This window comes from Streptomyces sp. NPDC047869 (assembly GCF_040704065.1).
Taxonomy (GTDB): domain Bacteria; phylum Actinomycetota; class Actinomycetes; order Streptomycetales; family Streptomycetaceae; genus Streptomyces.
The window spans coordinates 1-14,080 of record NZ_JBEYRK010000046.1 but is presented as its reverse complement, the minus strand read 5'-3'; the positions used below and the strand labels follow the sequence as shown (position 1 = coordinate 14,080).

Here is a 14,080-nt window from a genome sequence, read left to right as displayed (position 1 = left end):
TACCTCGCCGTGACCTGCGCTGGATCCCACCGAAACCCTGATCCACCGCCGGTACACGGGTTGACGGACACTTGTGCAAGACTCTGCAAGGCCTTGCCATCCGCCTCCGTCGCCGGAATCATCCCCTTGCGAGCGGACACCGGCTCGACAAGGACCTCACAAGGGACCGCGAAGGACGAGGAGCGCGATGAGGCAGCAATCCACGGCAGGCCGTTCAGCCGCCCGCGCACGGCGTCCCGTCGGTGTGCAAGGCGGGGTCCGGCCGGTACAGTCCAGTGGCGTGACCACAAGGCTTGCGGACATCGCTGCGCAGGCGGGGGTGAGCGAAGCGACCGTCAGCCGCGTTCTCAACGGCAAGCCCGGCGTCGCCGCCACCACCCGCCAGTCCGTGCTGGCCGCGCTGGACGTGCTCGGCTACGAGCGTCCGGTGCGGCTGCGGCAGCGCAGCGAGGGGCTCGTGGGGCTGATCACCCCTGAGCTGGAGAACCCGATATTCCCGGCCCTGGCCCAGGTCATCGGCCAGGCGCTGACCCGGCAGGGCTACACCCCGGTGCTCGCCACCCAGACCCCGGGCGGGTCGACGGAGGACGAGCTGACCGAGATGCTCGTGGACCGCGGGGTGGCGGGGATCATCTACGTCTCGGGGCTGCACGCGGACACCACCGCCGACATGCAGCGCTATGAGCGGCTGAGGGCGCAGGGCGTCCCGTTCGTGCTGGTGGACGGGTTCTCGCCGAAGGTGCAGGCACCGTTCATCTCACCGGACGACCGGGCCGCGATGTCGCTGGCGGTGACGCACCTGGCGTCGCTGGGCCACACCCGGATCGGGCTGGCGCTCGGCCCGAAGCGGTTCGTGCCGGTGCAGCGCAAGATCGAGGGCTTCGTACGGGCGGTGCAGGAGCAGCTCGGGCTCGCCGCCCAGACGGTGGAGACCGAGCTGATCCAGCACTCGCTGTACACCCTGGAGGGCGGCCAGGCGGCCGCGACCGCGCTGATCGGGCGGGACTGCACGGCGGTGGTCTGCGCGAGCGACATGATGGCGCTCGGCGCGATACGGGCCGCCAGGCAGCTCGGCCTGGAGGTGCCGCGGGACATCTCGGTGGTGGGCTTCGACGACTCCCCGCTGATCGCGTTCACCGACCCGCCGCTGACCACGGTCCGCAAGCCGGTCCCGGCGATGGGGCAGGCGGCCGTGCGCACGCTGCTGGAGGACATCGGCGGCACGCCCGCGCCGCACAGCGAGTTCGTGTTCATGCCCGAGCTGGTGGTGCGCGGTTCGACCGCTTCGGCCCCGGGGGACCGTGCCCGCGGCTGAGCCGGTGCGAGCACGCCTTGCGGCCCGCCCGGGACCGCGGACGGGAGCCCCGCGCGCGCCGTAGAACGTGCGGCCCCGAACCGGGCTTGGGATGATCTGTCGGAGATGTCTTTTCTGGCAGACTGCGTGACCATGAGCGACTCGGCCGTGACAGATCCGGAAGGCCGCGAGGACGCGGCCGTTCCGCGGGCCGTCACGGGCGAGGACGGACAGGGTCCGCGGTACCGTCCGCGCGGCCCGCGCCGGCCCCGGCTGTGGTTCGAGATCCTGCTGATCGCGGTGAGTTACTGGACGTACTCACTGATCCGCAACGCGGTCCCGGAGCAGCGGGCGCAAGCGCTGCGCAACGCCGACTGGGTCTGGCGGGCCGAGCACCAGGCGGGCGTCGCCGTCGAGCAGTCCGTCAACCATGCCGTCAACACGGTCACTTGGCTGATCGTCGGGATGAACTACTACTACGCCACGCTGCACTTCGTGATCACCATCGGGGTCCTGGTGTGGCTCTACCGCTGGCATCCCGGGCGCTATTCGGCGACCCGGACGGCGCTGTTCGCGACCACGGGTGCGGCCCTGGCCGGCTACTACCTGTTCCCGCTGGCCCCGCCCCGGCTGATGAACGGCGGGCGCTTCGTCGACACCGTGATGGTGCACCACACCTGGGGTTCGATGGCCTCGGGCGACCTGAAGCACATGTCGAACCAGTACGCGGCGATGCCGTCGATGCACATCGGCTGGTCGCTGTGGTGCGGTCTGACGGTCTTCGCGCTGGCGTCGGTGCCGTGGGTGCGGGTGCTGGGACTGGTGTACCCGGCGGCGACCCTGCTGGTGATCGTCGCCACCGCCAACCACTTCTGGCTGGACGCGGTGGGCGGGGCCGTCTGCCTGGCCCTCGGCTTCACGGTGGCCCGGCTCTGGTACGGCACCCTGCCGTACGGGCTGCCGAGGCTGGTGCCGTCGCGGGCCGCCGCGCGGGCTCAGGCGCCGTCCGCGTAGAACTGCTGCTCCACGACCGTGCGCGCCCTGCGGGTGGTGCGGCGGTACGCGTCCAGCATGTCCCCTGCGTGCCCGGAGCCGTAGCCGAGGTAGCGGCCGACGGCGGCCAGTTCGCGCGGCTCGGTGGGGAAGGTGTCGCCGGCCCGGCCGCGGACCAGCATGACCGCGTTGCGCACCCTGGTGGCCAGCACCCATGCCTCGTCCAGTACGGCGGTGTCCTCGGCGGAGAGCAGCCCGGTCTCCCGGGCGGCGGCCAGGGCGGCACGGGTGCGGGTGGTGCGCAGACGGGGCTCGTGGGCGCCGTGGCGGAGCTGGAGCAGTTGCACGGTCCACTCGACGTCGGACAGGCCGCCGGGGCCGAGCTTGGTGTGCAGCTTGGGGTCGGCGCCGCGCGGGAGCCGCTCCGCCTCCATGCGGGCCTTGAGCCGGCGGATCTCCCGGACCGCGTCCTCGCCGAGTCCCGCGTGCGGGTAGCGCAGCGGGTCGATCAGCTCGGTGAAGCGGCGCCCGAGATCGGCGTCCCCGGCGACCGGCTCGGCCCGCAGCAGCGCCTGCGACTCCCAGACCAGCGACCAGCGGCGGTAGTAGGCCTCGTACGACTTCAGGGTGCGTACCAGCGGTCCGGACTTGCCCTCGGGGCGCAGGCCGGCGTCGATGAGCAGCGGCGGGTCGGCGCTCGGGAGCTGCAGCAGCCGGCGCATCTCGGCGACGACCTTGTTGGCGGCCGCCGCGGCCTCCTGCTCGGCGACGCCGTCCTGCGGTTCGTGCACGAACAGCACGTCGGCGTCGGAGCCGTAGCCCAGCTCGTTCCCGCCGAAGCGGCCCATGGCGATGATCGCGAACCGGGTCGGCAGGGTGTCGCCCCAGCCCTCGCGGACCACCGCGCGCAGGGTGCCGGCCAGGGTGGCGGCGGTCAGGTCGGAGACGGCGGCGCCGACCCGGTCCACCAGGGCGCCCTGGTCGGCCTCGGCGGGGCTGGTCTCGGTGCCGTAGGAGCCGACGATGTCCGCGGCGGCGGTGCGGAACAGCTCGCGGCGGCGGACGCCGCGGGCCGCGGTGACGCCCTGGGCGGCGTTCTCCGCGCGGCCCACGGCGGCGAGGACCTCCTGCTCGAGCTGGCCGCGTTCGCGCGGTTGCAGGCCGCCGGCGTCGCCGTCGCCGAGCAGCGCCACCGCCTCGGGGGCGCGCATCAGCAGGTCGGGGGCGAGGCGGCCGGCGGACAGGACGCGGGCCAGGTTCTCGGCGGCCGCGCCCTCGTCGCGCAGGAGCCGCAGGTACCAGGGGGTCTTGCCGAGCGCGTCGGAGACCTTGCGGAAGTTGAGCAGGCCGGCGTCCGGGTCGGCGGAGTCGGCGAACCAGCCGAGCAGGACGGGCAGCAGGGTGCGCTGGATGGCGGCCTTGCGGGTCACTCCGGAGGCGAGGGCCTCAAGGTGGCGCAGGGCGGCGGCCGGGTCGGCGTAGCCGAGGGCGACCAGGCGCTCGCGGGCCGCCTCGGCGCTGAGCCGGACCTCGCCGGGCGCGAGCTGGGCGACCGCGTCGAGCAGCGGGCGGTAGAAGAGCTTCTCGTGCAGCCGCCGTACGACGCCGGCGTGCCGCTTCCACTCGCGCTGCAGGCCGGCCACCGGGTCGGTGCGCAGGCCCAGCGAGCGGCCGAGGCGGCGCAGGTCGGCCTCCGCCTCGGGGACGAGGTGGGTGCGGCGCAGCCGGTAGAGCTGGATGCGGTGCTCCATGGAGCGCAGGAAGCGGTAGGCCTCGTCGAGGCGGGCGGCGTCCTCGCGGCCCACGTAGCCGCCGGCCGCGAGGGCCCGCAGGGCGTCCAGGGTGGTGCCGCTGCGCAGGGCGGAGTCGGTGCGGCCGTGCACGAGCTGCAGGAGCTGTACGGCGAACTCGACGTCCCGCAGCCCGCCCGGGCCGAGCTTGAGCTGGCGGTCGAGTTCGGCGGCGGGGATGTTCTCGATGACCCGGCGGCGCATCCGCTGCACGTCGGCGACGAAGTTCTCCCGCTCGGCGGCCTGCCAGACCAGGGGGCGGAGGGCGTCGGCGTAGGCCTTGCCCAGCTCGGCGTCACCGGCGACCGGGCGGCCCTTGAGCAGGGCCTGGAACTCCCAGGTCTTGGCCCAGCGCTGGTAGTAGGCGAGGTGGCTGCTGAGGGTGCGCACCAGGGGGCCGTTGCGGCCCTCGGGGCGGAGGTTGGCGTCGACGGGCCAGATGGAGCCCTCGACGGTGGTCTCCGAGCAGATCCGCATCATGTGCGAGGCGAGCTTGGTGGCGGATCTGAGCGCCTTGTCCTCGTCCGCGCCGTCGGCCGCCTCGGCCACGAAGATCACGTCCACGTCGGAGACGTAGTTCAGCTCGTGGCCGCCGCACTTGCCCATCGCGATCACCGCGAGGCGGCAGGCGGCGGCGTCCTCCGGGGCGGCCTTCCGGGCCTGGGAGAGGGCGGCGCGCAGCGTGGCGGTGGCGAGGTCGGCCAGCTCGGCGGCGGTGTCGGCGACGTCGATGGTGCCGCAGACGTCCCGGGCGGCGATGGAGAGCAGACAGCGGCGGTAGGCCACCCGGAGGGAGACGGGGTCGGTGGCCTCCGCGAGGCCCCGTTCGAACTCCTCCACCCCGCGGTGCAGGTCCCGGGGCTCGTAGGTGACCAGGGCCTGCCAGTCGCCGGCGTGCCGGGCGAGGTGGTCGGCGAGGGCGGCGGAGGCGCCGAGGACACCGAGCAGGCGGTCGCGCAGCGGCTTGGCCGCGGTCAGGGTGTCCAGCAGCTCGCGGCGGGCGGTCGGGGAGGGCTGCGCCTCCAGGAGCCGGACCAGTCCGTGCAGGGCGAGGTCGGGGTCGGCGGTGGCGCCGAGGGCCTCCAGCAGCACCGGGTCGTCGCGCACCGGCGCCAGCTCGGCACCGTCCAGGAGGCGTTCGGCGTCGGACGGGTCGGTGAAGCCGTGCCGCAGCAGCCGCGTGAAGGTACTGCTCCTGCGCCCCGGCGTCATGCCCGGCCTCCCCTGCGATCAGTCCACCTCGTCCTGCGCCGAGCCTAACCGCAGTGGGGCCGGGGCCGCCTGATCCCGGCGGCGGGGACGCCCGCGGCGACCGGGCGGGCGTGCCTTCGGTGGCGGGGCCTGCGACGCGGGGCCCCGCAGGTACCGGACGGGGGCGCCCTCGACCCGGGTCCTGGTGGCGGCCCTGTGGGTGGGGCCGATGCCGTGCCCGGGCCGATGCCGTGCCCGTGGCGGCGCCGTGCCCGTGGCGGCGCCGGGGCGCGGGCCGTTACGGGGTGGTGGAGCGCGGGGGGATCACCGGCTCCCATCACCGGCTCGCTCACGCCGACTGTCGGGCGGGCCCGGCCGGCGGCGGGCCCCGGCCAGTGGACAACCGTGCCCGGCGCGGCGGGCCGGCGTACGCCCGTCCGGGACGGGTGGATCGCCGTGCCCGGCGCGGTCGCGGCGGGGGCGGGCGGGGGCCGTCCGGCTGAGGCCGATCGGTCAGATCGGCTCGTGGCAGGCGTGGCCCGCCTGGCGCGGCACCGTGACGTCCAGCAGGCCCCGCATGGTCTCCGCCGCCCTCGCCGCCGCGTCCGCGCAGCAGTTGTTGAACAGCAGGTGCACCTCGTCGGTGCGGGCCGCGAGTTCGCGGACGCGGGGCAGCCAGCCGGCCAGCTCGCGTTCCGTGTAGCCGTGCCGGAAGCGGTCCTCCTTGCCGCCGGTGCCCCAGTGCGGGCTGCGGCCGTGGAAACGGGCGACCGACAGGCGGGTGGTGGTCACCGGCGCGACCGGGGGCATGGAGGTGGGCAGGCCCTGCGCCGTGTCGACGGCGACGGCGGTGGCGTCCAGGCCGGCGAGCAGAGCGGTCGTGGCGCGCTCCTGGCCGGCCCGCCACCAGGCCGGGTTCCGGAACTCGACGGCGAAGGGCCAGTCGCGGGCCCGTTCGCGGCAGCCGCGGACGAACGCCTCGGCCCGCGGGCCCGGGGCGAGGGAGGGCGGGAACTGGAAGAGCAGGGTGCCGAGGCGGCCGGCCCGGCGCAGCGGCTCGAGCGCCTCGGCGTAGCGGGCCCACACCTCGTCCAGCAGGCCGTCGTCCCGGGCGCGGTCCCGCAGGTCGGCGGGGAGTGCGGCCGGACGGGTGGGGTGGCCGGTGAGGAGCGAGTGCGCCTTGACGTCGAAGCGGAATCCGGCCGGAGTGCGCTCCGCCCACAGGCGGGTGGTGCCGGGGCTCGGGAGCGCGTAGTAGGGCGAGTCGGCCTCCACCACGGGGAAGCGGCCGGCGTAGTACCGCAAGCGGCCCTCGGTGTCCCGGTGGCCGCGCGGGTACCAGCCGCTCGTCATCAGTGCCCGGTCGGTCCAGCCGCATGTGCCCACGAGAATCCGCGCCATGGGCCCGTGGGTACCCGGCCCGGACGGGACCGGCACCCAGCAGTTCACCCGCTCTTCATCCGCGGGGTTCGGGCCCGTGGGCCACGGGCATATTGGCGTGCGCATGCTCTGTCCGCACCGCCAGCCCCGTACCCCTCCCGGAGGTTGATGTGTCCGGCAGTCCCGTGTACCGCCGTGCCCGTACGCTCGTGGCCTCGGCGACCGCGCTCGCCGCGGCCGCGATCGGTCTGTGGACCGGGCTCGGCGGTGAGTCCGCGCATGCCGCGGGCGCCGTGCCGAGCCCGGACCACGTGGTGGTCGTGGTCTTCGAGAACCACGCCTACAGCCAGGTCATCGGGTCCTCCAGCGCCCCGTACATCAACTCGCTCAAGTCCGGCGGCGCCAACCTGAGCCAGGCGTACGCCGAGACCCACCCGAGCCAGCCCAACTACTTCGCCCTGTTCTCCGGTTCGACGCAGGGCGTCACGGACGACAGCTGCTACACCCCGGGCTTCTCGTCCGCGCCGAACCTGGCCTCGGAGATGATCGCCGCCGGCCGCAGCTGGGCCAGCTACAACGAGACGCTGCCCAGCCAGGGTTCGACCACGTGCAGCAGCGGCAAGTACGCCCGCAAGCACAACCCGTGGTTCGGCTTCAGCAACGTGCCGACGTCCAGCGCGAAGACCTTCGCGCAGTTCCCGGCGGACTACTCGACGCTGCCCCAGCTCTCCTTCGTGGTCCCCAACCTGTGCAGCGACATGCACGACTGCTCGGTGTCGAGCGGTGACACCTGGCTGCAGAACAACCTGGGCACGTACGCGACTTGGGCCAAGACCCACAACAGCCTGCTCGTCGTCACCTTCGACGAGGACAACCGGCTCAGCGGCAACCGCATCCCGACGGTCCTGTACGGACAGCCGGTCACCCCGGGCTCGTCGTCCGCCACCACCTACAACCACTACGACCTGCTGCGCACCCTGGAGGACACCCAGGGCCTGAGCACGCACGCGGGCAACGCGGCCGCCGCCAAGGACATCACCGGCGTCTGGGCGTCCTGACGTGTACGTAGCGGACAGCCGCGCCGGTACGCCGGCGTCCGCGGAAGGCGCCGTCCGGCCCGTGGCCGGGCGGCGCCGTGCCGCGGTCGCCCCCACGGTGCTCGCCCTCGGCACGGTCAGCCTGGTCACCGACGTGTCGTCGGAGATGGTCACGGCGGTGCTGCCGCTGTACCTGGTGGCCGGACTCGGCCTGTCCCCACTGGGCTTCGGCCTGCTCGACGGCATCCACAACGGCTTCTCCGCCCTCGTGCGGCTGGTGGGCGGGCACCTGGCCGACCGGGGCGGCGGCCGGCACAAGTGGGTGGCGGGGCTGGGCTACGGCGTCTCGGCGCTGTGCAAGCCCCTGCTGCTGGTGGCGCACTCGCTCACGCCGATCGGGATGGTCCTGGCCGCCGACCGCACCGGCAAGGGGCTGCGCACGGCTCCCCGGGACGCGCTGATCTCGCTGTCCAGCACGCCGGAGACACGCGGCCGGGCGTTCGGGGTGCACCGCGCGATGGACACCGCGGGCGCCCTGCTCGGCCCGCTGGCGGCCTTCCTCATCCTGCGGGCCACGGTGGACGGCTACGACGCGGTCTTCACGGTCAGTTTCTGCGTGGCGGTGACCGGGGTGCTGGTGCTCGTGCTGTTCGTGCCGGGCGGCGGCCCCGCGGGACCGGCCCCCGCCCCCGCCGAACGCCCCACGGTGCGCGCGGCGCTGGACCTGCTGCGCCGCCGCGACCTGCGCCGCGTCACGGTCTGCGCGCTGCTGCTGGGCCTGGCCACGGTCAGCGACTCCTTCGTCTACCTGCTGCTGCAGCGCCGTCTCGGCGTGCCCGACCGCTGGTTCGCGCTGCTGCCGCTCGGCACGGCCGCCGCGTTCCTGCTGCTGGCGATGCCGCTGGGCCGGCTGGCGGACCGGGTGGGCCGCTGGGCGGTCTTCCTGGCCGGCCACGCGGCCCTGCTCCTCTGCTACGCCCTGCTGCTCACCTCCTGGCACGGCACCGCCCTGCCGTACCTCGTCCTGACCCTGCACGGCGCCTTCTACGCGGCCACCGACGGGGTGCTGATGGCGGCGGCCTCGGACGGCGTACCCGAGGCCCTGCGCTCCTCGGGCCTGGCGGTGGTGCAGACCGGGCAGGCGCTGGCCCGCTTCGCCTGCTCGCTGCTGTTCGGCGCGGCCTGGACGGTGTGGGGCGACCGCGCGGCACTGGCCGGGGCGACGGTCGCGCTGGCCGGGTGCGCGGCGTTCTCCCTCACCCTGCGTCCCGGGAGCACACCCCGCGTCCCGGGCACACCGGAAGGCACCGCGACCGCATGACCGCACGCACCCGCATCCTGATCCTGCTCACGGCCGTCGCGGTGCTGGCGGCGGTCGCCCTGGCGTCCGTGCTGCACGCGTCGGCGCGGGCGGACCGCCGCGACCGCACGCAGGCCGGCGGCCCGGCCGTGGCCCCCGGCCCGGTGACGCTGACGGGGCACGGCCGGATGGTGTTCCGGAACATGGCGTGGGGCCCGCACCGCGACGAGCTGACCACGGTCCCGGCCGCCGCCCCGTCCGGGCCGCGCACCGCCTCGGGCGTCAAGTGCCTGCGCTTCCACGCCGCCGCCGGCACCGGGGTCTGCCTGCAGGCCGTGCACGGCCCGGTCTCGGACACCTACCGCGCGCTGATCCTCGACGCGCGCCTGAAGGAACGCGCCCGCTACGACGTCCCCGGCATCCCGTCCCGGGCCCGGGTCTCCCCCACCGGGCACTTCGCCGCCTGGACGGCGTTCGTGGGCGGCGACTCGTACGCGGGCACCGACTTCTCCACCCGGGCGGCGATCGTCGACACCCGTACCGGCAGGCTGATCCCGACCCTGGAGTCCTTCCGGATCGTCAAGGACGGGCGCCGCTACCGGGCGGCCGACGTGAACTTCTGGGGCGTGACGTTCGCCGCCGACGACCGCACGTTCTACGCGACGCTGGCGACCGGGGGCAGCACCTACCTGGTGCGCGGCGATCTCCGAGCCCGCACGGTCACCACCCTGCATGCCGATGTCGAGTGCCCCTCCCTCTCCCCCGACGGCACCCGCGTCGCCTACAAGAAGCGGGTGAAGGGCCTGCCCGAGGACGCCCCCTGGCGCCTGTACGTCCTGGACCTGCGCACGATGCGCGAGACACCGCTGGCGGAGACCCGGAGCGTGGACGACCAGGCGCTGTGGCGGGACGACCACACGGTGGTGTACGCGCTGCCGGGTGACTACGGGGCCGACCTCTACGCGGTCCCGGCGGACGGGACCGGCACCGCACGGCGTCTGCTGACGGCGGGCCTGTCCCCCGCGTTTCCGGGTTGAACGACTTCTTAACGGAGTATTCGACTCTTCATCAGAAATGACGTCGCGCACGCCTTATCCGGTCCAGACTCACTCGAATGCCGCGCATCCGGAGGAGTTCGGCGGCGTTAGCGGAATATGACGAACGCAAGGCGCTTGAGGGTGCTCGAAGCGGCCCAGGGGGACCTCGGCCGGCGCCGGAACGACCAGGGACGCTCCGGCTGCCACGCGGCCGGCTGACGGGGGCGGATCTTTTCCGTGAACAACGAATACGCGGATTTCTATTCGACGGCCCCCCTGGAGGAGAGCTGGGACCCGGTCGAGGAACTCACCTATCTGCTGCAGGACGCCGCGAGCGCGCAGGCGGCCTATCAGGGGGCCGCCGTGCCGCCACCGCGCAGCGGGCAGCCGTACGGCACCGAGCCGGTGTACGGCACCGGGGCCGTGTACGGGGGTGAGCCGTCGTACGGCACGGGGACCGCGTACGGGGGTGAGCCGTCGTACGGCACGGGGACCGCGTACGGGGGCGAGCCGTCGTACGGCACGGGGACCGCGTACGGGGGCGAGCCGGTGTACGGCGCCGCGCCCGCGCACGGCACCGAGCCGTCCCACGGCGCCGAGCCGTCCTACGGCGCCGAGCCGTCGTACGGCAGCGACCCGTCGTACGGCGCCGATCCGGGCACCGGCGATCCGATGGAGAATCTGGCGCGGATCACCAGTGAACTGCCGCCCATCCGGCGCCATCCCGTCGGGCACCGTAAGGTGCGGACGCGGAAACTGCGCTTCACGTGGCTGCAGACGGTCAGCTTCCTGATCGCGGCCCTCGCCGCCGCCATCGCGGCGATGGTGAGCGTCTTCGGCGGCCTGGCCGCCTACGCCCCGCTGCAGCACATCGCGGCCAGGACCCGGAGCGGCCCGCTGCACTGGTGGCCGCTGCTCGTCTACGGCCCCTGGATGGTGGCCTCGCTCTCCGTCCTGCGGACCGCGCTGCACCGGCGGCGCGCCCTGCACTCCTGGTGCGTGGTGCTGCTGTTCTCCTCCGTCGCGATGACGCTCTGCGTGGCCGAGGCCGAGAGGTCGTTCACCGGGGTGGCCGCGGCCGTCCTGCCGGCCCTCGCCGCCCTGACCTGCTTCCAGCAACTGGTCCGTCAGGTCACTCTGACCCGGCCACCACGCGAGCGCATCTCCCGCCACCGGCAGCGCCCCGCGCAGGCGGCCCGGGGCAGATGACCCGCACGACGGGCCACCGACTTCCGGTGGCCCGTCCGGGCGGCGGACCGCCCCGGACGGCGGCCTCACCCACGGTGCTGGATTGCGATCACGCGGTCACCGTGAATCCATTCGTTGCATGATCAGACACGCGATGCGCACGCTGTGCGCCGCCACCCTCGTGGCCGCTCCCCTCGTCCTGACCGCGACGCCCGCACAGGCCCTGACGTCGTGCACGGTCAACGGCCTTCCCATGTCCGGCACGACCGTCAACGGCACCGCCGGCTCCGACTACATCAGCTGCGGTCCCCTCGCCCCGGGCGACAGCGTCAACGGCTTGGGCGGGAGCGACTACATCGCCATCAACGGTGTCGTCGCCGGCACCGTCGACGGTGGCGCCGGCGGCGACTTCGTCACGGCCAACTCCGGTACCACGGCGAGCGGCAGGATCCTCGGCGGCGACGGCGGCGACTCGCTCTTCGTGGGCCCGAACGCCGGCACGGTCGACGGCGGGCCCGGGGTGGACTTCTGCCGGGTCGCCTCCGGCAACCGGCCCGTCAACTGCTGACCCGCGCGCGGGAGTTCCCTAGTCCTCCGGTTCCCAGGCCCGGAGCAGGTCGATGAGCCCGGCGTCCCCGTCGACTCGTACGGACTCCGCGGGGACCCGGTCGTAGAAGAAGAGGACCAGCTCGCCGGCCGTGCCCCGGACGCAGGCGCCGGCCTTCTCCGGGCCCTCGCCGGTGGCGGGCAGTCGGGTGAACCGTGCGCCGTCGCCGTCCACCGTGAGGCGCCAGGAGCGGCCCTCGGTGGCGTGGAAGTCGAAGGCGGTCGGCTTGTGCGGCCAGGCGCTGGTGGTCGCGCAGCAGGTGGACAGGAACTCCTCGACACCGTCGAGCGCCGCCTCGTCCGGCAGCGGCCGCGGGGCGCCCAGGGTGAGCTGGACGTCGTAGGTGTGCACCGAGGTCTCCTGGACCCGGTGCCGGGCGACGCCACCGGAGTCGCCTGGCGACTGCGACGCACCCCACCATGTCCAGCAGCCGCGGTCCGGGCCCGCCTCGCGCAGCGCGCTCAGCAGCAGCTCCGTCGCCTCGGCCAGCCAGGCCGACAGGGCTTCGCGCTCGCGCGGCGCGGCCACGGTGGCGCCGGAGGCGACAGCGGCGCGCTCGGCGACGGCCTCGGCCGGGGGTACGTCGGCGGGTCCCGCGCCGACGACGGCGGCCCAGAAGCGGTCTCCCCCGCCCAGGTGCTGCACCAGGTCGAACAGCGTCCACTCGGGGCAGGACGGCACCCGCGCTTCGAGGTCGGGCGCGGAGGCGACGGCGGCACGGAAGGCGGCCGACCGTTCGTCGATCAGCCGCAGCAGGCCGGAGAACTCCAGGTTGTCTTCCACTGCGGCTGTCTATCACCGGTCCCCGGAGCCGGGACAGCGATTTTCCCGCCCGTCAGAAGCGCGCCCTCGCCCGGGCCGGGAGGATACGCTCTGCACGGCGCGCTCAGGGGGGTGAGTCGATGTCGAGCCGGATCGTTCACTTGATCACCAGCGACCCGCACGAGCTCCGCATGACCCAGGACTACGCGGCGATCCTGTGTTCCCTGCTCGGCGCCATCCTGCTGGTGAGCGCGGTCGAGGCGGCGAGGACGCAGCGGACCGCGGCCGCGGAGAAGCAGAAGTTGCGCCTCATGTTCGCGGACGAGATCCGCGAGAGTGCCGTGGCGCACCGGACCGGGGTCGGGATTCCGGCACCGCGAAGGGTCGCGGTGCGCAGTGGGGTGCGGATCTACCGGATGCTCCGCGCCCACCTCAACAGGATGCTCAACTTCCTCTACGTCATGTGGGCGTTCATCGTCACCGCCTCGTCTGTCCTGCTGTGCGCCACCATCGGCTGGTCGGCCGGGAAGAGCGGCGACCCGGCCCGTGACATCGCCTGGCTGGACCTCTGGGGCGCCATGCTCCTCATCACCTTCACCGGGTTCTGCACCGGATTCCGGTACGTGGCCCTGCGCCCTGTACGCAGATGGGAGGAGCGCATGGAGGTCGCCCACCGCATGGGCCTGTCCCGGTCCGAGATGACGAGCCTGGTGAACGCATGGTCCCGACACCACCGGACGAAGTGGTGACCGTCTCCGGCCCTACAACACCGGCAGGCCCCTCCGCAGCTCGAAGGCCCTCAGGCACTTCTACGCTTCGGTCTGTTTGCCCCCCGTCAGGGGGCGCTGAAGTTGTCTCGGGGGCATCCTGGGGGCACTGGTGAGCGCCGGGGCAGCACGGGAAGGGTCCGGTCATGCGGGAGTCGTCGCAGGACGTCACGGTCGTGGCTCTCCTGGCGGATCCGGATGCGCCGACGGAGATCGCGCAGCGTATGGCGCGGATACTCCCTGATCGGCTCGCCGACAAGTCAGGCCAGGGGCGACGGTTCGACGTCAAGGTGGTCAGTGAGCCCTTCACCGCAGGGACCGAGGACCTGTCCACGCTGGCGCGCCGGATCAGGGACCGCAGGCGAGGCGAGAACTGGGACATCGTCGTGGCTCTCACCGATCTTCCGCTGCACTCACACGGGCGCAAGCTCGTGGTGGAGCTGAGTCATGAAGACGGCCTGGCACTGCTGTCCCTTCCGTCGCTGGGGGGCCTGCGTCTTCAGAGAAGGGCCCTGCGGGCGGTTGAAGAAGTTGTGCTGAGTTTGGCGACTCCGCGGGCCACTGGGGCTGAGGAACCTCCCCAGCGTCAGTCGCTGGGACGTTTCACCAGTCGTCTTGCGCCTATTCACCCTGGCCAGGTCGGTGAGGAGGAGATCGCCGATCTGCGGTACGTCGTCAGCGGGCCGCGCGGTTACCTGAGGGTGCTCCTCGGCATGGTCCGAGCCAACCGGCCG

At 73.5% G+C, this 14,080-nt stretch carries 11 protein-coding genes and 1 pseudogene; 9 read left to right on the top strand and 3 right to left on the bottom strand.

The genetic code is table 11. The features are described from left to right. Window positions 1-280 precede the first annotated feature (280 nt). Entirely contained in the window at window positions 281-1,315 is a 1,035-nt protein-coding gene (locus AB0924_RS36230; protein ID WP_358939930.1) for a LacI family DNA-binding transcriptional regulator, read from the top strand. A 132-nt stretch (window positions 1,316-1,447) separates the two neighbouring features. Next, window positions 1,448-2,308 (top strand): phosphatase PAP2 family protein, encoded by an 861-nt coding sequence (locus tag AB0924_RS36225; RefSeq protein ID WP_358939928.1) that lies wholly within the window; start codon window positions 1,448-1,450, stop codon window positions 2,306-2,308. Here the strand turns inward: AB0924_RS36225 and AB0924_RS36220 are convergent. Together AB0924_RS36220 and AB0924_RS36215 are read right to left on the bottom strand one after the other, a co-directional pair. Continuing rightward, a complete protein-coding gene (locus tag AB0924_RS36220; protein ID WP_358939926.1) occupies window positions 2,290-5,289 on the bottom strand; it encodes a bifunctional [glutamine synthetase] adenylyltransferase/[glutamine synthetase]-adenylyl-L-tyrosine phosphorylase in 3,000 nt (999 codons plus the stop codon). The genes AB0924_RS36225 and AB0924_RS36220 overlap by 19 nt on opposite strands. 492 nt (window positions 5,290-5,781) lie before the next feature. Further along, entirely contained in the window at window positions 5,782-6,669 is an 888-nt protein-coding gene (locus AB0924_RS36215) for a DUF72 domain-containing protein (protein WP_366913724.1), read from the bottom strand. A 149-nt stretch (window positions 6,670-6,818) separates the two neighbouring features. On the opposite strand from AB0924_RS36215, the gene AB0924_RS36210 reads away from it, so the two are divergent. The 5 genes from AB0924_RS36210 to AB0924_RS36190 all read left to right on the top strand — a co-directional run bounded on the left by AB0924_RS36210 (window position 6,819) and on the right by AB0924_RS36190 (window position 11,778). Further along, a complete protein-coding gene (locus tag AB0924_RS36210; protein ID WP_358939922.1) occupies window positions 6,819-7,706 on the top strand; it encodes an alkaline phosphatase family protein in 888 nt (295 codons plus the stop codon). A 1-nt stretch (window position 7,707) separates the two neighbouring features. Then, window positions 7,708-9,006: an MFS transporter gene (locus AB0924_RS36205; protein WP_366913723.1), complete on the top strand. Its 1,299-nt coding sequence runs from the start codon at window positions 7,708-7,710 to the stop codon at window positions 9,004-9,006. After that, window positions 9,003-10,022 (top strand): TolB-like translocation protein, encoded by a 1,020-nt coding sequence (locus AB0924_RS36200; protein ID WP_366913722.1) that lies wholly within the window; start codon window positions 9,003-9,005, stop codon window positions 10,020-10,022. Before AB0924_RS36205 ends, AB0924_RS36200 begins: the two co-directional genes overlap by 4 nt. A gap of 237 nt (window positions 10,023-10,259) precedes the next feature. Continuing rightward, a complete protein-coding gene (locus tag AB0924_RS36195; RefSeq protein WP_366913721.1) occupies window positions 10,260-11,231 on the top strand; it encodes a DUF2637 domain-containing protein in 972 nt (323 codons plus the stop codon). A gap of 118 nt (window positions 11,232-11,349) precedes the next feature. After that, complete coding sequence (locus AB0924_RS36190) at window positions 11,350-11,778, top strand: hypothetical protein (protein ID WP_358939914.1); 429 nt, start codon at window positions 11,350-11,352, stop codon at window positions 11,776-11,778. An 18-nt stretch (window positions 11,779-11,796) separates the two neighbouring features. Here the strand turns inward: AB0924_RS36190 and AB0924_RS36185 are convergent, their stop codons facing one another. Then, the gene (locus AB0924_RS36185) at window positions 11,797-12,600 is read right to left on the bottom strand and encodes a maleylpyruvate isomerase family mycothiol-dependent enzyme (protein WP_366913720.1); all 804 of its coding nucleotides are present in this window, start codon (window positions 12,598-12,600) and stop codon (window positions 11,797-11,799) included. Between the two features lie 119 nt (window positions 12,601-12,719). Between AB0924_RS36185 and AB0924_RS36180 the strand changes: the two genes are divergently transcribed. Together AB0924_RS36180 and AB0924_RS36175 are read left to right on the top strand one after the other, a co-directional pair. Next, entirely contained in the window at window positions 12,720-13,328 is a 609-nt protein-coding gene (locus AB0924_RS36180) for a hypothetical protein (protein ID WP_366913719.1), read from the top strand. A gap of 164 nt (window positions 13,329-13,492) precedes the next feature. Continuing rightward, window positions 13,493-14,080: pseudogene (locus AB0924_RS36175) on the top strand (hypothetical protein); the annotation flags it as partial.

Coding starts and splice junctions, on each gene's coding strand:
- AB0924_RS36215 (WP_366913724.1), bottom strand. CDS start 6,669: ATGGCGCGGATTCTCGTGGGCACATGCGGCTGGACCGACCGGGCACTG.
- AB0924_RS36220 (WP_358939926.1), bottom strand. CDS start 5,289: ATGACGCCGGGGCGCAGGAGCAGTACCTTCACGCGGCTGCTGCGGCAC.
- AB0924_RS36225 (WP_358939928.1), top strand. CDS start 1,448: ATGAGCGACTCGGCCGTGACAGATCCGGAAGGCCGCGAGGACGCGGCC.
- AB0924_RS36200 (WP_366913722.1), top strand. CDS start 9,003: ATGACCGCACGCACCCGCATCCTGATCCTGCTCACGGCCGTCGCGGTG.
- AB0924_RS36190 (WP_358939914.1), top strand. CDS start 11,350: ATGATCAGACACGCGATGCGCACGCTGTGCGCCGCCACCCTCGTGGCC.
- AB0924_RS36180 (WP_366913719.1), top strand. CDS start 12,720: ATGTCGAGCCGGATCGTTCACTTGATCACCAGCGACCCGCACGAGCTC.